General features: G+C 58.9%; 25 protein-coding genes and 1 tRNA gene. 15 read left to right on the plus strand and 11 right to left on the minus strand.

What is annotated here, in order from left to right; genetic code table 11:
• Positions 1–63: 63 nt before the first annotated feature.
• Positions 64–1,020 (plus strand): alpha/beta hydrolase, encoded by a 957-nt coding sequence (locus AAFG50_RS21575; protein ID WP_028174035.1) that lies wholly within the window; start codon positions 64–66, stop codon positions 1,018–1,020.
• 138 nt (positions 1,021–1,158) lie between these two features.
• On the opposite strand, the gene AAFG50_RS21580 is transcribed toward AAFG50_RS21575, so the two are convergent.
• On the minus strand, positions 1,159–2,094 hold the full coding sequence (locus tag AAFG50_RS21580) for a septal ring lytic transglycosylase RlpA family protein (protein WP_049832503.1): 936 nt from the start codon (positions 2,092–2,094) through the stop codon (positions 1,159–1,161).
• Between the two features lie 801 nt (positions 2,095–2,895).
• On the opposite strand from AAFG50_RS21580, the gene AAFG50_RS21585 reads away from it, so the two are divergent.
• Complete coding sequence (locus AAFG50_RS21585; RefSeq protein ID WP_256380384.1) at positions 2,896–3,024, plus strand: hypothetical protein; 129 nt, start codon at positions 2,896–2,898, stop codon at positions 3,022–3,024.
• A gap of 33 nt (positions 3,025–3,057) precedes the next feature.
• Here AAFG50_RS21585 and AAFG50_RS21590 read toward each other — a convergent pair whose 3' ends face one another.
• Entirely contained in the window at positions 3,058–3,288 is a 231-nt protein-coding gene (locus tag AAFG50_RS21590) for a hypothetical protein (protein WP_085966842.1), read from the minus strand.
• A gap of 213 nt (positions 3,289–3,501) precedes the next feature.
• Here AAFG50_RS21590 and AAFG50_RS21595 point away from each other — a divergent pair, with 213 nt between their 5' ends.
• Positions 3,502–4,083, plus strand: coding sequence for a TIGR00645 family protein (locus tag AAFG50_RS21595; protein ID WP_011087294.1), 582 nt, complete (start codon positions 3,502–3,504; stop codon positions 4,081–4,083).
• Between the two features lie 117 nt (positions 4,084–4,200).
• Here the strand turns inward: AAFG50_RS21595 and AAFG50_RS21600 are convergent, their stop codons facing one another.
• Entirely contained in the window at positions 4,201–4,518 is a 318-nt protein-coding gene (locus AAFG50_RS21600; protein ID WP_038967566.1) for a DUF1476 domain-containing protein, read from the minus strand.
• A gap of 253 nt (positions 4,519–4,771) precedes the next feature.
• On the opposite strand from AAFG50_RS21600, the gene AAFG50_RS21605 reads away from it, so the two are divergent.
• The gene (locus AAFG50_RS21605; RefSeq protein WP_028174032.1) at positions 4,772–4,987 is read left to right on the plus strand and encodes a hypothetical protein; all 216 of its coding nucleotides are present in this window, start codon (positions 4,772–4,774) and stop codon (positions 4,985–4,987) included.
• Between the two features lie 55 nt (positions 4,988–5,042).
• Here AAFG50_RS21605 and AAFG50_RS21610 read toward each other — a convergent pair whose 3' ends face one another.
• Both AAFG50_RS21610 and AAFG50_RS21615 read right to left on the minus strand, forming a co-directional pair.
• A complete protein-coding gene (locus AAFG50_RS21610) occupies positions 5,043–5,234 on the minus strand; it encodes a hypothetical protein (RefSeq protein ID WP_028174031.1) in 192 nt (63 codons plus the stop codon).
• 337 nt (positions 5,235–5,571) lie between these two features.
• Positions 5,572–6,315: a DUF2786 domain-containing protein gene (locus AAFG50_RS21615; protein WP_028174030.1), complete on the minus strand. Its 744-nt coding sequence runs from the start codon at positions 6,313–6,315 to the stop codon at positions 5,572–5,574.
• Between the two features lie 333 nt (positions 6,316–6,648).
• On the opposite strand from AAFG50_RS21615, the gene AAFG50_RS21620 reads away from it, so the two are divergent.
• The 3 genes from AAFG50_RS21620 to AAFG50_RS21630 all read left to right on the plus strand — a co-directional run bounded on the left by AAFG50_RS21620 (position 6,649) and on the right by AAFG50_RS21630 (position 10,886).
• Positions 6,649–7,893, plus strand: a complete 1,245-nt coding sequence (locus tag AAFG50_RS21620; protein ID WP_028174029.1) for a site-specific integrase — start codon at positions 6,649–6,651, stop codon at positions 7,891–7,893.
• A gap of 174 nt (positions 7,894–8,067) precedes the next feature.
• Entirely contained in the window at positions 8,068–8,313 is a 246-nt protein-coding gene (locus tag AAFG50_RS21625; protein WP_080668163.1) for a helix-turn-helix domain-containing protein, read from the plus strand.
• Positions 8,314–8,453: 140 nt separating this feature from the next.
• Positions 8,454–10,886 (plus strand): DUF5906 domain-containing protein, encoded by a 2,433-nt coding sequence (locus AAFG50_RS21630; protein WP_028174028.1) that lies wholly within the window; start codon positions 8,454–8,456, stop codon positions 10,884–10,886.
• Positions 10,887–11,223: 337 nt separating this feature from the next.
• Here AAFG50_RS21630 and AAFG50_RS21635 read toward each other — a convergent pair whose 3' ends face one another.
• Positions 11,224–11,658, minus strand: coding sequence for a hypothetical protein (locus tag AAFG50_RS21635; RefSeq protein WP_131234213.1), 435 nt, complete (start codon positions 11,656–11,658; stop codon positions 11,224–11,226).
• Positions 11,659–11,965: 307 nt separating this feature from the next.
• Here AAFG50_RS21635 and AAFG50_RS21640 point away from each other — a divergent pair, with 307 nt between their 5' ends.
• The 7 genes from AAFG50_RS21640 to AAFG50_RS21670 all read left to right on the plus strand — a co-directional run bounded on the left by AAFG50_RS21640 (position 11,966) and on the right by AAFG50_RS21670 (position 15,934).
• Complete coding sequence (locus tag AAFG50_RS21640; RefSeq protein WP_028174026.1) at positions 11,966–12,751, plus strand: hypothetical protein; 786 nt, start codon at positions 11,966–11,968, stop codon at positions 12,749–12,751.
• Between the two features lie 46 nt (positions 12,752–12,797).
• On the plus strand, positions 12,798–12,965 hold the full coding sequence (locus AAFG50_RS21645) for a hypothetical protein (RefSeq protein WP_166466010.1): 168 nt from the start codon (positions 12,798–12,800) through the stop codon (positions 12,963–12,965).
• A gap of 311 nt (positions 12,966–13,276) precedes the next feature.
• Positions 13,277–13,702 (plus strand): hypothetical protein, encoded by a 426-nt coding sequence (locus tag AAFG50_RS21650; RefSeq protein WP_131234212.1) that lies wholly within the window; start codon positions 13,277–13,279, stop codon positions 13,700–13,702.
• The gene (locus tag AAFG50_RS21655) at positions 13,699–14,043 is read left to right on the plus strand and encodes a hypothetical protein (protein ID WP_028174024.1); all 345 of its coding nucleotides are present in this window, start codon (positions 13,699–13,701) and stop codon (positions 14,041–14,043) included. Before AAFG50_RS21650 ends, AAFG50_RS21655 begins: the two co-directional genes overlap by 4 nt.
• A complete protein-coding gene (locus AAFG50_RS21660) occupies positions 14,030–14,551 on the plus strand; it encodes a hypothetical protein (protein WP_131234211.1) in 522 nt (173 codons plus the stop codon). Before AAFG50_RS21655 ends, AAFG50_RS21660 begins: the two co-directional genes overlap by 14 nt.
• 330 nt (positions 14,552–14,881) lie before the next feature.
• Entirely contained in the window at positions 14,882–15,178 is a 297-nt protein-coding gene (locus AAFG50_RS21665) for a hypothetical protein (protein WP_028174022.1), read from the plus strand.
• A 171-nt stretch (positions 15,179–15,349) separates the two neighbouring features.
• On the plus strand, positions 15,350–15,934 hold the full coding sequence (locus AAFG50_RS21670; RefSeq protein ID WP_028174021.1) for a hypothetical protein: 585 nt from the start codon (positions 15,350–15,352) through the stop codon (positions 15,932–15,934).
• Between the two features lie 598 nt (positions 15,935–16,532).
• On the opposite strand, the gene AAFG50_RS21675 is transcribed toward AAFG50_RS21670, so the two are convergent.
• Together AAFG50_RS21675 and AAFG50_RS21680 are read right to left on the minus strand one after the other, a co-directional pair.
• Positions 16,533–17,681: an HNH endonuclease signature motif containing protein gene (locus tag AAFG50_RS21675; protein ID WP_028174019.1), complete on the minus strand. Its 1,149-nt coding sequence runs from the start codon at positions 17,679–17,681 to the stop codon at positions 16,533–16,535.
• 593 nt (positions 17,682–18,274) lie between these two features.
• On the minus strand, positions 18,275–19,198 hold the full coding sequence (locus tag AAFG50_RS21680) for an ImmA/IrrE family metallo-endopeptidase (RefSeq protein WP_231166480.1): 924 nt from the start codon (positions 19,196–19,198) through the stop codon (positions 18,275–18,277).
• A 268-nt stretch (positions 19,199–19,466) separates the two neighbouring features.
• Here AAFG50_RS21680 and AAFG50_RS21685 point away from each other — a divergent pair, with 268 nt between their 5' ends.
• A complete protein-coding gene (locus AAFG50_RS21685; RefSeq protein ID WP_028174017.1) occupies positions 19,467–19,925 on the plus strand; it encodes a hypothetical protein in 459 nt (152 codons plus the stop codon).
• A gap of 110 nt (positions 19,926–20,035) precedes the next feature.
• Here AAFG50_RS21685 and AAFG50_RS21690 read toward each other — a convergent pair.
• The 3 genes from AAFG50_RS21690 to ilvD form a co-directional block, all read right to left on the minus strand.
• Positions 20,036–20,125, minus strand: a tRNA-Ser gene (locus tag AAFG50_RS21690).
• A gap of 281 nt (positions 20,126–20,406) precedes the next feature.
• Positions 20,407–20,730, minus strand: a complete 324-nt coding sequence (locus AAFG50_RS21695; protein WP_038967435.1) for a hypothetical protein — start codon at positions 20,728–20,730, stop codon at positions 20,407–20,409.
• A gap of 236 nt (positions 20,731–20,966) precedes the next feature.
• Positions 20,967–22,817: a dihydroxy-acid dehydratase gene (gene ilvD, locus AAFG50_RS21700; protein WP_028174015.1), complete on the minus strand. Its 1,851-nt coding sequence runs from the start codon at positions 22,815–22,817 to the stop codon at positions 20,967–20,969.
• Between the last annotated feature and the right edge of the window lie 182 nt (positions 22,818–22,999).

A 22,999-nucleotide genomic window follows, 5' to 3' on the forward strand; every position in this document is an offset into this window, starting at 1 on the left:
TCACGCCCCTATCGTGCCACCTTATATTTCTCGACCAAACCCCTGAAACAAGGCGGAAAAGCGATGTCTTCCACCCGCGTGATCAAGGCCAACGGGATCGATCTGTTCATCCGCGAGGCCGGCCAGGGACCGCTGGTGATGCTGTGCCATGGCTGGCCGGAATTGTCCTACTCCTGGCGCCACCAGATCCCGGCGCTGGCGGCCGCCGGGTTTCACGTCGTCGCCCCCGACATGCGCGGCTACGGCCAGAGCGCGGCGCCGGCCGACGTGAGCGCCTATTCGATCTTCGACACGGTCGGTGACATCGTCGGCCTCGTGCAGGCGCTTGGCGAGAGCAAGGCCATGGTAGTCGGCCACGATTGGGGGGCGCCGGTCGCCTGGCACGCGGCGCTGTTCCGCCCCGACATCTTCACGGCGGTGGCGGGCCTGAGCGTGCCACCGCCATTCCGCGGTCGCGGCAAGCCGCTCGACCTGCTGCGTCAGGGCGGCGTGACCAACTTCTACTGGCAGTATTTCCAGGTGCCCGGCGTCGCCGAAGTCGAGCTCGAGCGCGACGTCGCCCGCACCATGCGCATCGTGCTCGGCGGACGCGGCCTCGCCGATCCCTCCGCGGCCATGTTCGTGCAGGAGGGCAAGGGCTTTCTCGGCCACGCGACTGCCGATGAGCCGCTACCGGACTGGCTGAGCGAGGCCGACCTCGCCTACTTCACCGAGACATTCCGCAAATCCGGCTTCCGCGGCGGGCTGAACTGGTATCGCAACCTCGACCGCAACTGGGAGCTGACGGCGCCCTGGCAGGATGCGCAGATCCACCAGCCGTCCCTCTTCATTGCCGGTTCGAAAGACGCCGTCATTACAGGCCTGATCGGCGCCAAGCGCGTCAACGAACTCGAGCGCGTGCTGCCAAATCTCACACGAAAACTGATCATCGAAGGCGCCGGCCATTGGGTGCAGCAGGAGCGGCCCGACGAGGTCAACGCTGCGCTCGTGAAATTCCTGCGCGAAGCGTCGGCGCGCTAGCCGATGTCCTTCTTCATTGCGATGTGAGCGGCGCCCGCCTGCTCCGTCTCGGCGAATCCGCGCCGAAGGTAAAACCGGCGCGAATCCTGTTCTAGGCGTTAGCCAGCGACGTCAGAACCGCTCGGTGATTGTCCGGGTTTAGTAGAGGCCGCGGCCGCTCAGAATGCTGCGGGCCTCGGCGGCGCCGTCGGAGGCATAGGCGGCCGAGGGCGCGCTTTCGGTGGCGTAGCGGCCGTCCTCGTCATAGGACACGGCGCGCGCGTTCTGGAGCGGCCGGCCCCGGCTGCGGCTCGAGGCCGACATTTCCGAGGTCGCATTGAGTGAGGCCATGTCGGCCGAGGTATTGCCGAGACTGTAGGGCCGCCCCTCCGGCATCGGAACCTCGCCGCGGATGGCGCCACGGTTCGACGAGGGCAGCTCCGGCACGAATGGCCTTGCCGAGGCGACCCGGACCATCGAAGGCGACGGCGCCGGGATCCCGGTGCGCAGGGTCGCCATCAGCTGGCGGTCGTCGGAACCTTCCAGCGGCGCCCGGCCGACATATTCGACGCGGACCTTGGCGACGCCATTGCCTTTGAATTCAAGGAGTTCGGCGGCTTTGTTCGAGACGTCGATGAGCCGGTTGCCGTGATAGGGACCGCGGTCATTGACGCGGACGATCAGTGACTTGCCGTTCGAGATGTTGGTCACCCGGGCATAGGACGGCATCGGCAGGGTCGGATGCGCCGCCGTGAGCGAGGCCATGTCGAACACCTCGCCATTGGCGGTCAGGCGGCCATGGAAATCGTCGCCGTACCAGGACGCCATGCCCTCGGCACGATAGTTGACGTCCTCCTCCGGCACATAGGTCCGGCCGGCGACGACGTAGGGCTTGCCGACGCGGTAGGTGCCGCCGCCCTTGGGGACCGGATCACCCAAAGCCACGACCCGGGGGCTCGAGGACACGCCATATTTCGGGTCGACGCGGCTGGCGAATTTGTTGGAGGACGCGCAATTGGCGAGCGCGAGGCAGGTCGCGGCCGCCGCAACACCACGCGCGGCCCGCAATACCGAATCTGACCGTCGGATCCCCATTCGCCCCAAATACCATTTCGCCGGAGGCGTACCCACCCCGCTTCGACGGGGAGCGCTGTCCGGTCCTTTGCTCCGAGGCGGCCCACCACCGCTTCGGACGTCGTGACGATATCGCAACCCGAACACGGCGGAAATGGGGAGCCCGCGGCGATCGCACGGAGATGGTAAACGGCGCGTTCGCTTTCCCCCGTTCATCTACGGAGCACAGGCACCTGCTCTGTGCCACTCCTGGACATTCTGTTGCGCTAAATCCTCACTCCACCCCCATTGTCGCGCCACTCACTGGAATTCTTTTGACTGTGCAAGGCCGCACGCGTTCTCTCGCATGCAAGGGCGGGATTTGGAATTTAACGATGATCGAGACGGTTTCGGCACTGATGGGTCTGGTAAGCGCGGGGATCTTCCTGGCCCATGCGTTTGAAGGTTACCGTACGAGGGCCTGAGGCACTCGCGCGGGCGGCAAGCATCACCTCTTTCAAGACGGCACGTTCGGGCAATTTCAAGCGATCCGATCGAGCATCGCAGACGAGAGCGGCAGGTGTCCAATGCGTAACCATGACCTCGTATCCGATGGCTTCCTGGCATTGACCGCAGGCGGTCTGGTGCTGTTGTGCTCGAGCCTGGTGGCGTTGGCCTTCGGCTGATCACAGCCCCCCTTTCCCGGCGTTTCCGACCACGACCGTACGGCCCCGCAACACGGGTGTTTGTCCCGGAATTGTCCCGCTCCCGTTTAGTTGATTGAATTTCCGCGTTCGGCGCCTCGACTCATTTCAAGAGGCCATCACCAACGAAGGTGACGCAATGCTTGCCGAGAAATTCTTCCTGGTCCTGGAGTCGCTGATCCGCGGCGGCCGGACCTATCCGGACGGAAGTCCCAGGGTCATCAGCACCTCCCCGCATATCCCGGTGAAGCTGCCCGACCGGAAATAGGCCGGATCGTTTTCGCGCTCCGACGCGCGCCGCTCAGCGCAGGCCGAGCAGCGAGCGACGATAGAAGCTGTCGCGGGCCTCGCCGAGGCAGACGAAGCTGCCGTCAAAACCCTGGCCGTATCGCTTCTGGCCCCTGGCGTAGTAGACGCCCTTCCTGAAATCCAGCCAGACCACCTTGTCATGCGGACAATGGCGCTGCGCTTGCGCCTCGTAGCGAAACGGCGTCAACGGCGTAGCCGACACCTCGCCCCCGCCAAGCATCATTATCGCCGCAACAAGCGCGATCCTCCCGGGCCCACTGCTAAAGCCGCTCCGCACGTCCCGCCTCCCGCGATCCAGGCCGTCGCGACGGCCGCCCGGCACGGTAGCACGAAACGGCACGATCCCTGGAAGGCTGCAAGCGCACCGCGCGTCTTCCGCCGACCATCTTGTCGGGCTACATGAAAGCGATCATCTCGATGCGAGGATGCTGCCTGAATGTCGGTTGAGCCTGCCCCCACGACCGAAGCCCGCCCGCCCTCGCCGCGCCTCGGCCTGCTGCCGATGATCATCTTCGGCTCGCGCTGGCTGCAACTGCCGCTCTATCTCGGACTGATCGTGGCGCAATGCGTCTACATCGCGCTGTTCCTCAAGGAGCTCTGGCATCTGTCCTGGCACGCCCTCGATCTCACCGAACAGCAGATCATGATGAGCGTGCTGGCGCTGATCGACGTCGTGATGATCTCCAATCTGCTGGTGATGGTCATCGTCGGCGGCTACGAGACGTTCGTTTCGCGGCTCGATCTCCAGGGCCATCCCGACGAGCCGGAATGGCTCGGCCACGTCAATGCGAGCGTGCTGAAGATCAAGCTTGCCATGGCCATCATCGGCATCTCCTCGATCGCACTGCTCCGCACCTTCATCGAGGCCGGCAATCTCGGCTCGAACCGCGCCGGCTTCACCGAGACCGGCGTGATGTGGCAGGTGCTGATCCACATCACCTTCATCGTCTCGGCGCTCGGCATCGCCTATGTCGACAAACTCAGCGACTCCGGAATGCGCAACAAGCATGCCGAGTAGGACCAGCCCGCTCACCTTGCGTCCGACCGCCTGGCAGAGGGCAGTTCTCTCACAGCCTCGGCGGCGAGCCCATCGAGATCGTCCACATGGAGCTGTGAGCGCCTAACTGCGCGGCGCTCACTCTTTGGCTTCGAGTTGTTGAATGGCCTGATGCAGGCATTCCTGGAACTTCGCGGCGACCTGCTCGCGCGCCACCCCCTTGGCGGCGAGATCGCCTGACACCTTGTCCAGGACCTCGTCCATCGTCCGGCTCTCCAGATGGTCCGTCGCCAGCGCCGTGGAATAGCTCTTGGCGGCATCGCCGCTGAGCCCGAGCTGGCCGGCGGCCCAGAGCCCGAGCAGCTTGTTCGACCGGGCCGTGGCCTTGAATATGAGCTCCTCGTCGTGGGCGAATTTGGCTTCAAAGCCCTGCTCGCGCTTGTCGAACGTGGTCATGGTCAGCTCCATTTCGTTTTCGCTGCTGCGGATCGGACTGGCTGGGAGCGAACGTCTCCGTCTTTCACGTCAGTTGAGGATCATTTGAATCTTCCGGCGGAAGCCAAACGCCGTCAAGCCCGCCGCTTGCGGCAGGCCCGGCCATCACGGCAGCCGGCCAGCTCCGCGCCAGCCAGACCGGCTACAGGAAAGCGTTTACTCTTTGTTAAGTGGACTCAGCGCCGCATAGCCCGGGGACATCGAGAGCTGACGCATGAACAGAGAGCTGCGGGAGTTTCGACGGCTTGAACGGGTCTGCCTGGAGCAGGCCGCCCTCTCCACCATGGACCTTGCACGACACGGACTGCTCAAGGTCGCCGACGATTGCCGCATCGCAGCCGAAGCGATCGAGGCCCAATCGCCCCGCGGGGCATTGGCAGGCGCCGTCCAGGCGCTCAAGCTCGCCTTCAGCACGACGCAACGGCACTAGATCCGGCCCGGCTGGAATATCCATCCGGAGGTTCTGGCGCGGCGACCGCGTTCGGTCAGTCCTTTGCCGTCGCTGCTTCGCGTGCGAGCCGCTCGGCCCGCAGCCGTTCCTTGTTGGCGTAGAACTGCTTCTGCGCCTCCTCGTGGTCGCGCATGGCCTTTTCAGCCTCGATCCGGCGTGCCGCATCGCGCGCCTGACGCTGTTCGGGGGTCAAGGGTTTGCGTCGGAAGGAAAGATCTTCGGTCATGGCAAGACAACGCGGACGCAGCGAAAGAGTTCCCCGAACCGAACCGGAAGCCCTGCCGCAACCGAATAAAGAAACGAAATATCAGATAGTTAGAGGCGCCATCGAGAGCCGGCTCGACCTATTTCTTTGCGCGCGCCGGCTTAACGCCGACGAGCGGGCATTTCGGCGCGGCCCGCTGGAATTTTCGAAAACAACCCCATGCACAGTAGCCAATGCGTTTGGGATCAACAGCTTGGGCGTCCCACCCCCGCAAGGCCCTTTGGCACGTCGGGCAAAACAGGGGTATACTGCTATTATTCCGAAATACATCGGCGCATCGTCCCTTGCCCCGATGCGATCAGCGTCCTTTGGGAGTGGTCCCTGACTGCGCCTCGCCAAGGCCGGGATTGATGGCCAGCGACCCGCCCGCGGCGCCGCCGGCTTCATAGGCCGCCATCGACACCATCCGGCCGGTGCTGCGCTGGGTCCGGAGCTTGAGGTCGAGCTTGTCGAATTCGGCATCGACCACCGAGGTCTTGAGCACGACCAGCCCGCGACCGGTGCTTTCGTTGACCTGATCGCGACCGGCCTTGATCGCCTGCAGCCTGTCCGCGATTGACGCCACCATGCCGAGCGCGAAGGAGGCATTGGCCAGATGCCGCTCCTGGTGCCGGAACCTGCTGTAGTCGACCGAGGTCTTGAAGCGACCAAGCTCGGCGCGCACGGCGCCGTCGATCAATTCCGCCAGATAATGCGCGACCTCGACATCCGCGCCGAGACCAAAGAACACATAGCTGCTCTCGCCGGCCGCATTCTTCTCGCGCCAGACCCGACAATCGCAGAAATGAGCAATCGCGCCGATGCAATCGTCCAGAGGAATTCGCTTCTTGCGATGGGTCTCAAAGACCCTCCGTTCGCACGGCGACGCCCGCAGGTCGACGTCGGAGAGCGACAAATCGTGGCGATCCAGCAGCTCGGCGACCTTGGCGGCGGCCGACAGCGCCTCTTCCTCGCTGCAGCCATTGGCGATCGTCTTGGCGCGCAACGCCTGGATACGAAGCTTGAGCTTGTCGAGCGCGGCCGGATTGGACGTCTGGTTCACCGATTACCTGCCCGGGAACGCCCGACCGATCGTATGGCGGAAGGGGTGACCGTAGCGTTGTGGCGCCACGCGATGTCACTAGCGATCATGAGCGCACCTAACTCACTGAGCATGTTTCGATATCCCCAAGCTTAGACGATCATGAGCAATCATGAGGAAACAGGCGCAAAGAGCGGTGGTGAACTCGGAAAGGTGAATGTCTAGCGTGGCGATTAACCAGCGAGGTCGCCAGCAGTGCACGCACCAAATCCCCATAGAGCCCAGCCAGCAAGCCCTAGAAAAGGTCTCACACTTAAAACGATTCAAGCCCTTGTCCAAGCCGCTCAGCCGGGCATGTGGGCGCATGAACGCGGGCTGTGCCTTGCGGTCGCCAAAAGCGGTTCAGCCTTCTGGGCGCTCCGCTATTCCACGGTAGCGGGCCGTCGGCGGCTGATGACCTTACAGCAATACCAGCAGATCGATGCAGCCGGACTGAAGGCCCTTGAATGGCAGGCCGCGGAACTCCGAAAGCTGATCAAGGCAGGACGCGACCCGTTGGCCGAACGAGACGCGGAGAACACCGCGACCGCTACGGCGGCCACGACGGTCAGTCGAACAGCCCTTGATACATTCGAGGAAGTAGCGCGCGACTACATCGCCCAACACAAGGACGGCTGGAAAAATCCCAAACACCGCCAGCAGTGGGAAAACACGCTGGAAACTTATGCATACCCGATCATCGGCAAGTTACTCCCCCACGAAATCACGACTGATAACGTGTTGGACGTTCTGCGACAGGATCACGAGCGCGCGGGAAAGAAAGGCACACTTTGGACAGGCGCGCGCGAAACAGCATCGCGAGTGCGTATGAGAATTGAGACCGTGATCGGTGCTGCAAAGGCGAAAGGGATAACCAATCCCGAGACGCGCGAAATTTGGATCAACCATCACAACCCGGCGCAATGGAAAGATCACCTTGAACATTGGCTGAATGGCAAGCAATCGAGGGGCCATTTCGACGCGATGGATTGGAAGGAAGTTCCCGCATTCATGATCGAACTGCGGGAGAAGCCCGATTACAGCGCAAAGGCATTGATGCTGACAATTCTCTGCGCAACGCGCACGAACGAAACGCTAAACGCGCAACGGACCGAATTCGATCTAGACAATGCTATCTGGATCATCCCTGCGCAACGTATGAAAGCGGGCGTTGAACACCGCGTCCCTTTGTCGGATGCCGCTGTTCAGTTATTGCGGGCGCTGCCAACGATCGATGAAAACCCCTACGTATTCCCCGGCATGAAGCGTGGCAAGCCGCTTAGCGACATGAGCATGTTGGAGATGCTACGCGGAATGCGCGAAGGCTTCACGGTGCATGGTTTTAGATCAACGTTCCAAGACTGGGCGGAAGATACAACTATGCATCCGGACGTGATCACCGATATGGCACTCGCGCACACTATCAAGAACAAGACCAAGCGAGCCTATCGCCGGGGCAATGCATTCGACCGTCGTCGCGATCTAATGCAACAATGGTGCGATTACCTCCTAACGGACGCACCAACGTACAAAGCGAAATGGGAAAAGCTGATCGCCTGAAAGCTGATTGTGTATAATCCCCGGAAGAAGCCCGTTCGCGGGCTTTTTCTTTTTGACGCATCGTGAGCGAATATGAGAGTGCTTAGCCGGTCGCGCAGTCGGATGACAGCGGCGTAAGGGTCGGATGGCCTAAGTTGCGGTAAAGACGCAGCGTGCGTGGGTGGATGCCCTGCAATGCCCATCAATTCAAAGCAGGACCCCGCTCCGATGCCCCAGGACAACACGACTATCCTGACTACCGATCAGGTTTGCCAGCGCCTTACTATCTCAGCGCCAACGCTGCGCCGCTACGCCAAAGCAGGTCACGGCTTCCCCCCCAAGATCCCCTTAGGCCCGCGTCGGGTTGGCTATCTCGCCAGCGACATCGAGAACTATATCGCGAACCGGCGTAAAGCGGCCCTCGCCACAGCGGACGGCTAGTCGTTCCGGTTAGTGGCGGCAATTTTGCGAACTGTCTCAAAGCACAGGGCGGAACGTTCATCCGCCGCAGAGAAATAGGCCCCGCCAAGTTGCGACCTTGGCAGGGCCTCTAGCTAACTCTTCGCTTCTAGGAAAGCAGAATGCTTATACACGACCACGCGTCGCATCTCAACCGTTGCGCGCCGCTGCACCGTATTGCCCTGCGCGCATTCGACAGCGGCCCGCTGCTGCAAAGCTATGAGCAAGCCCTCGCGTTCATCGGCGCGCTGACTGGCAACGATGCAAACACCGCGATCGTCGATATTCGTTTGATCCACGACGCAAGGAAAGACCTAGCAGCCATTCCAAGGCGGGGAACGTTACCGCAGTTATGGGCTGAAATCATCAGTTGGCAGGCGTTAGGATATGGGGTGTTCTGTTGCATCAACGCCATGGACGGCAGCGGCCGATACGAGATCGCCAACGTCAAAGCCATTCGGTGCCAAGCGATCGATTTGGACAGTCTAAGCGCCCAACAGAATTACGATCGCGCAACGCAATTCAACCCGCCACCATCGTTCGCTGTGCAATCGTCCCCGGGACGCTGGCACGTCTATTGGCAAACCCATCAACACCCCGATCGTGAGAAATTTACCCTACTCCAGCGCAAACTTCGCACCCTGTTTGACGGCGATAAGCGAGTTATAGACGCCTCAAGAGTGTTGAGACTACCCGGAACATTACACCTCAAAGACCAAAATAATCCGCATCTAGTCACGTGTTGGGCGTTAGGCGGCTTCGGCAACCCGATCGATCCCGCAATGTTGGAAATCGCTCTTGCTGGCGTCAACGTGTTTGACAGCACTGGCGAACGCTATCCGCTTGGTGAAAAGAAAATGCAAGCGCCGGGCTGGGATTGGTGTCTGCGCGCACTCGCTGAAACCAATCCGAATGACTTAGACCGTTCGGAATGGATCGGCTTCACCGCGGCATGGAAGCAAGCCGCGTGGAATTGGGCGAGCGAAGATCAGCTAATTCAGGCTTGGTCGCAATGGTCGATGCAATACACGCTTGAAGATGGAAGCAAACCGACGCCTGCCTATCTGAAAAAGAACTGGAACAGTGTGCGCAACACGGAGGTCGGGTGGCCGTCTTTAGAGCGACGCAACGGCAATCTGCATGCGCTGCGTCTGTTCGGCGAAAAGCTTCAGGAGCAAGAGCGCCAATCTAACCCGCTACCAATGCCGCATGAGCCGCAGGAATCAATGCCGGTGCCTGTTGGCGAATTGCTGACCGATAGCGAGCAACGCGAATGGTTTAAGGGCTGTGTGTTGATCGGTCCGGAAAACACAATCTTCGGCCCCCGAGGTATCCGTTACGACGTTGGAAGCTTCAACAGCACATACGGCGGCAAGAATTTCGTCGTCGATGGGTTAGGAAAGACGGTCAACAAGCCTTGGGAAGCCGCGACCAACTCGCGGTTATGGCGCATTCCAACAGTTGATGGAACGTGCTTTAGACCGCGACAGGTAACAGGCGAGATCATCACCGATGGCTTGTCTCGCACCTATATCAACACCTACATTCCGGCAACTATTGAACGCATGGATGGTGATGCAATGCCGTTCTTGCGGCATATTGCTTTAGTGCTACCAGATGCACACGACCAACGTACACTGATCGACTTCTTGGCGCACAACGCTCGCTTTCCGGGACACAAAATACCCTGGTCACCGCTGATCCAATCGACAGAGGGTATTGGAAAGAACGTGTTCAAGCAGGTAATGCGCCACGTCATCGACACGCAGTACTTTTACCAGCCGAAGGCGAAGCAACTGAACGATAGCGGGAGCAAATTTAACGGGTGGATGGAAGGAAAGTTGTTTTTCTTGGTCGATGAGATCAAGACCGATGAGAAGCGCGATATGGTCGAAACGCTCAAGCCGTTCATTACAGAGACAGAACTCGAAATCGAAGGTAAGAACATCAATCAAAAGATGGGCGATACGCCGGGCAATTGGCTGTTCTTTACCAATCATAAGGACGCGATCCCGATTCACGCGAATGGACGACGCTTCGCGATATTCTATAGCCCTCTTCAAACCTTGGGTGATCTTACATCGCGCGGAATGAACGACGACTATTTTAACGGTCTCTACTATTGGCTTGGCAACGAACAGAACGGCGGACACAGGACGGGCTTGAAGATTGTCGCGAACTACCTGCTAAATTATCCGATCGAATGTGGCGCGATCCCAATGCGCGCGCCGAAGACGACAAGCACGGCCGAAGCGCTGATCGAAAGTCGCGGTTGGCTGGAACAGCTAATTGCGGAAGCTGTAAACGATGGCTTGCAGGGCTTCCGGGGCGGTTGGATAAGCACAGCCGCCGTGGCCCGGCTTCTTCGCGAACGCGGCGGCAAACCCGTTGCGGCTCGCACGCTTGGCAACGCGATCGGTAATCTCCAATATCATCATCGCGGGCAAGCCGGACGAGCCTACTTCGCGGATGATCCGAGCAAGCGCGGCGTTCTGTGGAACGTCGATGAAAATGCTGATGTCGCCAATTACGGGCGCGCTCAAGGCTATGACTGATCGCCATAATTTATGCAATTTCGGCGCCGCGATCGAATAATGATTGTAGCGTCGATCATAGCGCCCACAAGTCTCTGAAACGACTCACGTATTCTATGATCGCTACGATCGCTGCAATTCGCCCCCTACCCGGCCCTACTGTAGGACGGCGCATGGCCCAGAATTATGTAATTATGGACGGGCTCTTCTATTTTTCTATTTCAGAATAGGAAGGATCATAGCGATCATAGCGGACAGTCGAAAAACGCAGCAAAATAAGGGAGAAAGTGACGCTATGATTGTTTCCGCGTCATAGCGCGATCACAGCATTGCAGCGCCGCGCGTAGCAACTCTAAAACTAGTACTTCGGCCGACTGTTTCGGTTGCCAACCCGACTGATGATTTGCCCGTTCGGATCTTTGAAGTATGTGATGTCGTCATTGCAGTGCCACGCCGTTTCGCCTCTGAAGCGGTTTTCGGAAAGTTGTCGGCAATCAGCGCGGAAGTGTTCTAGCTCGCTCGCGGTTTGTATAAACGTGATGACGAACAGCACTGCGGTTGTTGCGAACACCACCAACAGAATTACGCCGATTAGTTTCATGATGCCCCGCCCCAGTACAACTATTGCAGACCTGCTTTCGGTCTCGTCGTTATAATCGACGCGGGCAGTGTTCAAAACAGATCGCCGCAATCCCAAGCGGATGCTTCTTCCGCCGTGGTCTGCTTCTAAATAACTGAATTGATTGCGATGATGATTGCGATGGTCCCTGTACTCACCACGATCACTAGCCAAACGACATCTATGCTGGTGATCTAAATTCCCCTGTGGACAAACTGAACGGCTCGCCTGTCCCGACCATCGCAACTCAATTTGTAGGCCCAATCGATAGCGCCACGGACGATCGCAACAGAACAGCGCTTCACCGCAATTGCGCCACGGACCACCGCAACCTAATTCGAAACTCCTATCGACGAGCGTTGTGGCTACGCTCCGCGTCGCCCGGACTCATGATCTTGTCAGCGCTCTGCCGAACATTCTAACTCGGGACGCGTTCACAGCGGCCCGAAGCGGCGCAAGTTCAGAGATAAGGAATTGCAACATGGAAATGAAACAGGCGGACACGTCGCGCGGTACGATCTTCACACTCAGTCACGAGGACGGCCGCAGCGTCGTCGTGCATATACCCTCGCTTGAACAGGGTAGCGCCCTTTCCAAGGCGGTCGCCAATCTCGCGGCCCGGCTTGGCGATATCACCGGCGTCGTGAACAACGCCGATGCTCAGTTCAAAGCAACCGCTCGCGCCGAACAGTTGCGGGCCGGTGTCGCGAATGTGGTCTCCAAGACGTTCGCAGCGACACAGAGCGACGGACGAAAGGAAGGCCAGCAGATCGCGATGGCGCGCGCTACCGCACTCAGTGTTGACCCGGCGAACGCTGCGACCCTCCATATTCGGCAAAGGGCTTTGGCCCGATGGGACGCCGCCCAGGGCATTGGCAACAAGAGCGCGTTGATCGACGGGCTATCGACGGAAGGGCTTGCCGCGTTGATCGAAACGGAAGCCTACCGGGATGTACCGGCCGAAATGCAGAAGCAGATCACCGAAAAATACATGCTCAAACGCCATATCGATCGCACTGGCCTACAGAGCGATTATCCATCACAACCCGATTTTTCGGAACCTCTTAAGACAGGGCCAAATGTCGAAGCAGCGATGTCGGCAGCACGTAAAGCCGTCAACACGCTCAACACGCGCGCCGACACGGTTGCGCACGTCTCCGACACGCTTCGCGCAACTGTGGACCTTGTTGCGCTTTGCACCGATTTGCCCCGCGATCAGGCTTACAACTTGCTCGTTACTGGGCAATATCGCAACTTAATCGGCTAACGGACAGGCCGTCTTTCAATCGTCCAACATTAGAGGAACCATCACCATGGCGATGATGACCAACGAACAACACCGCGAAGCAGGCATTTCGCATCTCGACCACATCCGCGAATTGCTAAAGAAGCACGGTGATCGAGCGAGGCTTGAACTTCACGCTGATCACATGCGGTCACTGATCGCTGCCGCATCCCCCAACAAGAATGTTCCGGCTTAGCGCGAACGACGCCGGTTCATGCCTGAGCGTGCGGTCGGACGCACACCGCACGCTCAGGCTCAATCGAGACTATTTCTGATGCCCGGCCCCCGTCCGAACTTTCCGCACAGCGTCGTGTTGCCGACTGCGCCGATGATTGACGCCGCAAGCCTACGGGAAGCGCTTGGAAGGTCGCGCGGCGTTATTCATCTGTGGGTAAAGCTTTATGGACTGCCCGCGCCGACGCGCGTCGGGAATGCATCGCTTACGCGGACGGCCGATATTGTGAGATGGTGTTCGTCTCATAACATCGCAGTGATTTGGGTTTGAAGATGAGCAACGTCGCGCCGCTCCCGATGCCACCCGATAATAACGGTCGCGATGGCAAGGGACGCTTTACAAAAGGCACCGGCAATATTGGACGACCCTACGGCGCGAAATCTCGCCACCAACGGGATTTTTCTGCGCTCATAATTGCCATGATCCCGCGTGCCGCGCAGGCAATTTCGGACGCGTTGGACAATCGTGAGAGATGGGCTGCTGAGTTAATTGCCCGGCTCACCCTTCCATCTGGTTTGACTATTCCGATGCATGGGACCGAGATGGAAGACGTTGAGAAGGCGCTCAACGATGGCGATCTCTCGCCTGAACAGTCGGCCGCACTCGTTGCAGTCAAGAAAGCCAGCAAGGCAATCAGCGAACTTGCTGAACATCGCGAGATTATGAATGAGATTTTGGAAAAACTACAGCCGCGATGACCGCGCTTTTACTTGAACGAGATCGGAAACGACTGAGCGCGATCATCGCAATTGTGCGTCCGAAACACTCGTTGGAAGCGCGTCTCGATGCGTTGAACGAAACTGATCGTGCCCAATACGACCGCTATGTTGAACGCATGTCAGCATTTATCGCGGACAACGATATCGATCCGGATGGCGACCCCGGTAACGCCTACGCAATGACACTTCGCGGATACGGCCCGCAACTAACTAGAGCGATCGCCGCAGCACTTTTCGGCGAAACGCCAAAAGTGCTCTTGATCGATACAGATGACACTGCGGCTCGGCGATATATGGAGTTTTGCGATGAACAACGTTGAGAGACTTCCCGAAGGTTGGCACATGATCCGCGTGGAGCATCCTACGCCGATCATCTACACGTTCGGTCCTGAAATCGATCCGTACACATGGCAGTCGATGCCATCAACGTTTAGATTTTTCGTAACGGCAAAGGAATTCGACCGGAGGCACGGTCAGTATGAAGCAAACAAGCGACCAATCATTCAACGCGTAGAGGCATTGATATTGAGCGGGATGGCCGAACCGTTTCGCATCGCTAAAGATGCTCTTGGTCATGACAATCTGTTAATCAACGCTGAAACGTTTCTCAAGATCATTACGTTTCATTCCATGCGCAAAAACAATCCGGGCGGCGCATTCAAAGCTCGCGAGCTTGCACTATTGTTCGAAGAGTACACCAACCAGAAAAACGATGCGCTCGACTGGCTCGAAACGATTACTCCACGCGACCGTGCGCGCGCCTTTTTGACGATTTTGCATGAAATGGTTGAGTGGAAACAGCGACGCGGTTTATCGGACGAACGCTAATTGAATGTCCCGGCAGCGAGCACCTGTCGATTCAAGCATCCCGGATGGTCATGCTGGACGTATGCAGGCCATCGGGGATTGTCCAAAGCAAGCGGACGCGCCTTCCACCCTGTGCATTGTCATCGCTCACCAATTTAGTGCACTCACCAAAGCGTCTAGCCATTGCGGTTTATATGACTGTGGAAATCGTCACGCGATATCTGCCCGATGACCGTTCATGACCGCTCGTGACGCCTAGTAATCCCTTCTGATCTTGATCTGCCATTTTTGACCGTCCGGCTCGAACCGCCGATCTTGTGCAGCCACATTGCTGCATAGGAGAGCCACCAAATGAGCACACTGTCACAACTGATCACGCAGCGAGCCGCTGCCGGTGCGGCATATGCCAGCGCAGTTGATGCGCTGAAGACTGCCTACGTGAACCTCGCCGCTCTCGACCGCACGATCGAAAACCGCAATGTCGGCGGACCGGTCCCGGTGCTAACCTTCCTGCGTGACAAAAGCGCGCTTGATGACCTTGTGCGGCTTCTGCAACACGCCGAATTCGCTCCCAGCCTGAAGCAAGACTGGCCGGCCCAGATCATCACAGCGTCGAACACGCAAGTCGCATCGTTCACTCCGGGCTAAATAGGGGCGTGTACTCTAAACGGCGGCTTTCGGTTATAAAGCGGAAGCTACCCGTTCGGTCGTTCATCGGCGGCTTATGACCCGGAGCGGACCTCGCGCAGCTATGGTTTGGGTGTAAAAATCAAGAATTGCGCGCGGGTCAACTTGGGGCGACAATTTGAAAGAGAGGCCATGGGCGCGAATCGCCGCGCCACCGCGTGGCGGTCAGAGGTCATCATGCATACCCCTATGCCCGAAGGACTCCGGCTTTCGCAGGAAATACCGGATCAGGTAAAGCTCGCCCTTGCCGACGCTGTGATTGTGTTCGGGCGCATAGAGCAAGAGTTGATCGAAATTGCATGGATAATGAGTAATGCTGACCTAAAGCAAAGGCTCAGAATCGCGCGCGCCCCGACTAAAGAAAATTTCGTCGACATCATCGAGGCGGTCGAGCAAGCGGAGCCGGGTCTAAAACTTGATGCGCTAAAGGAGACCGTTCGACAACTCGCCGACGACCGAAACCTTATGGTTCACGGCGCATGGACAATGACCAATGAAAAGCCGTGGGTGGTCTGGCACAAATTTGCAGAGGACACCGATAGTGTAATCGGCGAGTATTTTGAGCCGTGGCGGTTCGAAAGATTTATGACCAAAAGCCTGCACCTTTTAGGAATGCTGCGGCAGTTCCACAACATTCTTGAGGCGCAGACCGGTGTAAAGACAACATCCATTCCGCGTTCGGACGCGATTAATTCGAGGCCCCGGGGCGAAACATGAAATTCGTGAGCGTTGTCGTTGTAGTGGCGAGCGTTCTACTTTGCAGCCCAGGAAATGCAGCTGGATGTTTTGGCTACACCGGCCCCGGAGGTGCTTGTTATTCTGGTCCCGGCGGCGGTCTCTATTCCGGACCGGGTGGAGGGCTTTATTCTGGCCCCGGTGGCGGTCTCTATTCTGGTCCCGGCGGCGGTCTTTATTCTGGTCCGGGCGGCGGCATGTATTCCGGTCCGGGAGGAGGCTTGTACACAGGACCGGGGGGCGGCCTCTATGATGGCCCCGGCGGCGGCGTTTATACGGGACCGCCCTCAAAAGATTCGGACGCGTATCATGGTCCGTTCGGTCCCTGCATCACAGGTGCCGCGGACAATAGTTGGCTAGCTTCCAACTGTCCGAACCGCCGATAGCCACGTGCAGACTGTGATCGCCGCGAATGTCGCCTTGTTGCCCGTGGCAGACTATCGCGCGAGGCGCGGCCATGTCTGGAAAGCGCGCTGAAGCGGATGAGCGGCGGACCCATGCTCCGCCGTTCGATTTGAAATGGTTCATAAGTTGCGGTCACTCACCAGAGCAACTAACCGTTAGCGCAGGGCGGCCGCTGCTATTTGACAGCGCTTCCCAACTCTTGGACCTGCTCAATCTCTAGAACATATTTTTCGAGCTCGCGGTTGAGTTTGGCGCCCCCATCGCCGTGATGAATAAGCCTATGGCAGGTCGGACAGACCGCACCAACGGAGTGGGGATGGTCTGGGCCGCCATCTGCGACCCTCTTGATGTGGTGCGGCTCTAAATACGCAGTGCCGTCACTCCTCAGGAATGGCGCAGGTTTCTTGCATGCTTCGCAATGCCCGTTTGCCCGCTTCAGAACGTAAGCCTTCACTTTAGCGCTACGGGCGTAATAGGTTCGTTGTGACTCTTTTGACGGGGTCCTCGGCGTTGCGGCCGCAGCGAGCGCTAACGAACGGAGCTCGTTTAGCGATTTGTCCCGAAGATTTGCTTCTATTGGTTCTACATGCGGGGCCGGACCACTGTCCGGGACCGGAACAAGCTCAAAGACGATTGTGTTTCGTTGTTGTTTGTCGCGGTCTGGAGCTTTGACTGTTTCCCAACCCGCAAACGCAAAACAGCCCATGAAGCGATAGTTTCCCTTAGTCTTCATGGCCTCAAAGAGCAGCAGGTCACGACCATCGGCCATGTGGTCGCGGATTGCGCGATTGCCGCGGACAAACGTCATATCGCCTTTTTGACCTTCTCCGGTGTAAGCAAAGACCCCGTCAGGTCGCCAGCCATCTGAATAACCAAATTGCTCGCCCGATTCTCCGGTGAATAGAAAAACAAACGGGCAATCGCCAGGGGTAGCTATGCCACCGCGCTCTTGGCCGCCAAAAACTTGATGGATGTCATTCTGGCGATGGTAGACATTTCCAACTTCGAACGGGATGCCGACGCTAGGGGTGTCCGAAGGTTCGAGCACTTCAAAACCTAGGTCACGCAGACGTTTAGCTACGGTCTTGTCGCCTCCGCTAAATTCATTGGCCGCAAGGGCCTGACGACCAGCGACATAGCCATGCGCGGCCCCGACAATTGCCTTGCTGTCGTAGTTGCTTCCGTTGTGGCGGAGGAAATAGCCGCGGGACTTGCCGTAGCCGTACCTCTGCAAGAAGGCATCGCGCCCAATGTTGTCGAATTCCGTGATCGCTTGCCGGATTGCATCAACGGTCAAATCAGAAAGCGCCAAAGTATCCCCCATCCGAAATCGCAGCGGCTGTGCTGCTGCCAGTCCTTATTCTGAATTGAGAGCGTACGCGGAAACATCAACCGCCCTTTCTGTTGGAATGACTTACGAATTTATGCCACTCACGAAAACGATTGACCAATCGACCGGTTTGCCGCTCGCAGCTTTCGGATCGCTGAGCTAAATGAAAAATTCGTCTGCAGAAAACGCAGGCACGCCAAAGTGCGTGCACAGGTCATAAACTGTTGTAAAAAAAATAGATCTGTTATCCGAAATCAACCCGTACTGCCTACATGACGCAATGGCAGTTAGATAAATGGCCGACTGATTTCCCGGCACCAATTTCGCGCACTTTGGACTATTTGAAACATTAGCGCACTGTGCCCAGATTTCAGCAGTTGGATAACAGATGCAGTTCTGATCCTCCAAGAACGGAGCCCTTAGCGCTGCGTGTTCCTTAAACAATTTTTCTTCGCTATGGCAAATGTGGAGTACGCCGCTAGAACACAGCTTTTGACATTGGACAATTCGAGCGTTGTTTTGAGCGTCGAAGATGTTTTGTGCTGTTTCAAAATCGATCAGCCAACCTGGAAGGCATGGAATTGTCACTATGACACCGCCACGTCCATGCGACGTTGCGCAAACGAGAACGCCCGGTCTTGAAGCGTTTGCGAGAGAGCAATACTTTTTACAATATCGACGCTCGACATAAGCTTGCGATCAAGGGCGCGTTTAGCGAGATAGACGGGCAAGTAGCCCAACTCTCCGACCCGCTTCGCGTGCGGCACGCCAAACACGTCGCCGGTGATGTCTGACTCTTCGTCTTTTAAGTCCCGCGACGTAAGTTGCTGCCGAAATTTGAGCCAACCATTCAGTTGCTTTTGATCGATATACTCTGTCTCTAAAAGTCGGATGGCAGATGCGTGCTTGCTAAGCAAAGATGCACGTGACACGGAGTCGACAAGCTTGAAAGCGTCCGAGCGGACAGGCTTCGGTTGTTGTTCAACAATCGCCTTGAACGCAGAGGCAGGCGCGAGGAATTCGGCGGCGAAATGGTTGCACCGGCGCTCTGTCTGATTTCTAAGTTTAAAAGGGTCGGAAACGCCCGTTAGTCCCATAGCTCGGTGAGCAAATTCATGGATGAGAGTGAATAGCTGAGCCTTCGGTGCTGATGTTTTGCGGTTAATGAAGATAGTTGGCGCAATTTCATCGTCTGACAAATAAAAACCAAGGTAGTCCTCTGCAGGCGCATCGTTCACTCTTACGGTCGTGCCCTGAGCTTCCAAAAACAATCTGAAAGCAGAGAAAAAATTTTGCTCGGCCCTGCCCGTAAAACGAAACGCCTTTTCCCTTTTTGCGAACCACTCGTCGAAATACGCTCGTAGATCTTCCGCGAGCTTAGAGGATGGCTCGCCCTTGGGTACCGTGTCTGCCCAAGTCGCCAAAGGGGCTTCTGTGGCTCCAAGCAGCTGCTGAGTTAGTTGACCAGCTTGTGCCGCGCTCCAGATGCGTCGCATGCCGTCAGGTGACAAGTGGCCCGGTCCTGGGTTTGGACGTCTGAAGTCCGTAGGTGCTTCTGGCAAATTGGGGATGGCGTCGCTACCAAGCAGATAGCTCGGCAGTCCGTACGTGGAGGCCAAGCTCTCCATCTGCCTAAATGAGGGCTCGCGTTTCCCCGACTCGAACTCCTGAAGCCGCGACGCGCTAATCCCAGTTGCACGTGCAACCGCGTTCAACTCGAATTGCCGATTTTCTCGGACCGTTCTAAGAACTCTTGGTGATGGCATTCGGGGGGCTTTTATGGCGAATTTGGGCGAGTTTGGCAGCCTGCTTCAATTAGGCGTCGGCATCGGCATCGGGTTGTCCGTCTTCCGCGCGCCCTTCGAGATTTTATCGCGAAAGTTCGATAGCGACCTGAAATCCGAGTTCAACGTGCTCGCGAGTATAGCAACGGCTCACGCCGCCGAACGGAGGGCAGTTCTATCAGACCTGGCGCTCGAATTTGATCGAACATCCAAAGCCCTAGAACGGTTCCACCTGCCATTTATGATGGCATCGATTCTGGGGGCGGGTGTCAATTGGTATTATCTCGCTGAGGGTGCATGGAACGCGGCGTGTCCCTTGTCCCCCCTCGCTGCCGCCTGGCTCACCTTTATGTCCGGCCCATTTTTCTTACTGATTTTTGCGAGCGTCACCGCCATTACGTTTTTTAGTCTTCGACCCTTGCGCGCAAAACTGGACGCTGAGCGAACAGGCTAAATAGGAGGGGGAGTTGACCCGTCGGTCTCTTCGGCACGTGCGTCTGCTACGGTATTGGTTAGTGGCTTTTGGTGAGCGGAGCGTCTAAGGCATTGAAAAATATACTTGACTGGCGGAAGGGGTGGGATTCGAACCCACGGTACCCTTGCAGGCACGCCGGTTTTCAAGACCGGTGCCTTAAACCACTCGGCCACCCTTCCAAACCCGGAATGGCTGTCGCTTAACGTAGTCGACGGCGCAAGGCAACGCGAAGTTGGCCCCTCGTCCCCCCTCGACCGCCCTGATCTGTCAGGCGAGCGTCAGCCTGTTCCCTTAGCCTGGGTTTCTCAGCAATCCCGGACACTGGCGACATCTCCCAGGGCGTCGCTGGTTGCGAGGCCCGGTTTGGAGTCGCCTCCGTTTCCGGGCCTCGTTTGCTGCCCCCAAAGCAAAACGGCGCCCCGTGAGGAGCGCCGCATGGAATTGTTCTTGCTGGCTTGGCTCAGTAGCCGCAGGACGCGCAGCCCATCTGCACCGGGGCGTAATAGGAATAGCCGGGCGAGACCATCTCGACGCGCTGGCGCGTTGCGTATTGCGGCGGGATGCGCTCGTACTGGACGCCGGGCGGGGCGACCATCACAGTCTGCGGCACCATCACGGTGCGGTACTGCGCGGGCGTACGGTGCGCGACGGTTGCGCCGGGCGACACCATCACGGTCTCGTCGACGGTGCGGTATTGCGGCGCGACGTATTGCTGCTGGTAGCAGGTCTGGCACGGCGGCGGCGCGTAGCAATTATAGCAGCCCGCGGAGGCTGCGCCCGTCATGGAAAGCGCGGCCACGGCTGTTGAGAAAACGACAGCAAGAGTACGAGACATTGTGGTGGTGCCCCAGTTGCCCGAAATGGATTTGCGAAGGTCGCAGCAGTATACGCGGCAAAATCCTAAGCTGCCGAACTTCGTTGAGGCATCCTTAATGCGAACGGCCGGCTTTCGCCGGCCATTCAGGACTTGTTGACCATGCGCGACCGCGGCACTCGCGATCACGCGCGCGAAAGCCGCGCTCAGTTCGAGCGCCGCTTCACTTCGCGCACCGCGCCGCGCGCGGCGCTGGTGGTGAGCGCAGCGTAAGCCTGGAGCGCGGTGGAGACGTTGCGCTTGCGGCCCGTCGCCTGCCAGGCGGCGTCACCCTTCGCCTCTTCCGCCGCGCGGCGCTTGGCGAGCTCCTCGTCGGAAACCTCAAGGGTGATGCTGCGGTTCGGAATGTCGATCGCGATAAGGTCGCCGGTCCGCACCAGGCCGATGTTGCCGCCTTCGGCGGCTTCCGGCGACAGATGTCCGATCGACAGGCCGGACGAGCCGCCCGAGAAGCGTCCGTCGGTGACGAGCGCGCAGGCTTTGCCGAGGCCCATCGATTTCAGATAGCTGGTCGGATACAGCATTTCCTGCATGCCGGGGCCGCCGCGCGGGCCTTCGTAGATGATGACCACGACCTCACCGGCGACGACCTTGCCGCCCAAAATGCCGTCGACGGCCGCGTCCTGGCTCTCGAACACGCGCGCCGGGCCGGAGAATTTCAGGATCGAGGCGTCGACGCCGGCAGTCTTCACGATGCAGCCGTCCTGGGCGAGGTTGCCGTAGAGCACGGCGAGACCGCCATCCTTGCTGAAGGCGTGCTCAAGATCGCGCACCACGCCCTTCTCGCGATCGGCATCGAGCTCGTCGTAGCGACGCTCCTGGCTGAAGGCGACTTGCGTCGGGATGCCACCGGGCGAAGCGCGATAGAAGGTGCGAACCGCCTCGCTCTTGGAGCGCTTGATGTCCCAACGCTCCAGCGCGTCAGCCATGGTCGGCGCATGCACGGTCGAGACCGACGTATCGATCAGGCCTGCGCGATCGAGCTCGCCGAGAATGCCCATGATGCCGCCGGCGCGGTGCACGTCCTCGACATGGACGTCGGCAACCGACGGCGCGACCTTGCAGAGCACGGGAACGCGGCGCGACAGCCGGTCGATATCCTTCATGGTGAACGCGACCTGCCCTTCGTGAGCCGCCGCAAGCAGATGCAGCACGGTGTTGGTCGAGCCGCCCATCGCGATGTCGAGCGTCATCGCGTTCTCGAACGCCTTGAAGTTCGCGACGTTGCGCGGCAGCACCGAAGCATCGTCCTGCTCGTAGTAGCGGCGGACGAGATCGACGATGGTATGGCCGGCCTCGACGAACAGTCGCTTACGGTCGGCATGGGTCGCGACCACCGAGCCGTTGCCGGGCAGCGCGAGGCCGAGCGCTTCGGTCAGGCAGTTCATCGAATTCGCGGTGAACATGCCCGAGCAGGAGCCGCAGGTCGGGCACGCCGAGCGCTCGATCACCTTGACGTCTTCGTCGCTGACCTTGGAGTCCGCCGCGGCAACCATGGCGTCGATGAGGTCGACGGCCTTGGTCTTGCCCTGGAGCTTGACCTTGCCGGCCTCCATCGGCCCGCCCGAGACGAACACGGCGGGGATGTTGAGCCGCAGCGCCGCCATCAGCATGCCGGGCGTGATCTTGTCGCAATTGGAGATGCAGACGAGGCCGTCGGCGCAATGGGCGTTGGCCATGTACTCGACGCTGTCGGCGATCAGCTCGCGCGACGGCAGGCTGTAGAGCATGCCGTCATGGCCCATGGCGATGCCGTCATCGACCGCGATGGTGTTGAATTCCTTGGCGACGCCGCCGGCCTGCTCGATCTCGCGGGCGACGAGCTGGCCGAGGTCCTTGAGATGGACATGGCCGGGCACGAACTGGGTGAAGGAGTTGACGACCGCGATGATCGGCTTGCCGAAGTCCGCGTCCTTCATGCCGGTCGCGCGCCAGAGGCCGCGGGCACCCGCCATGTTGCGGCCGTGGGTGGTGGTGCGGGAGCGATAGGCTGGCATGGCGGTTTCCGTCCTCGGTTTGGCTGGCCGGCGGGAAAATGGAAGCCGCCTCAGGCCTTTCCGGCCGGATAGCGCACGGGGTCGGCTGGCGCAACGGGAACTTGGGCCGGACAGGGCCGGATCGGTCTTTCGCAGGCCTCCCCTGCTCCCGGCGCGGCCTATTGGAAGGACGCGCCGGCGCC

This window comes from Bradyrhizobium sp. B039 (genome assembly GCF_038965675.1).
GTDB classification, from domain to species: domain Bacteria; phylum Pseudomonadota; class Alphaproteobacteria; order Rhizobiales; family Xanthobacteraceae; genus Bradyrhizobium; species Bradyrhizobium diazoefficiens.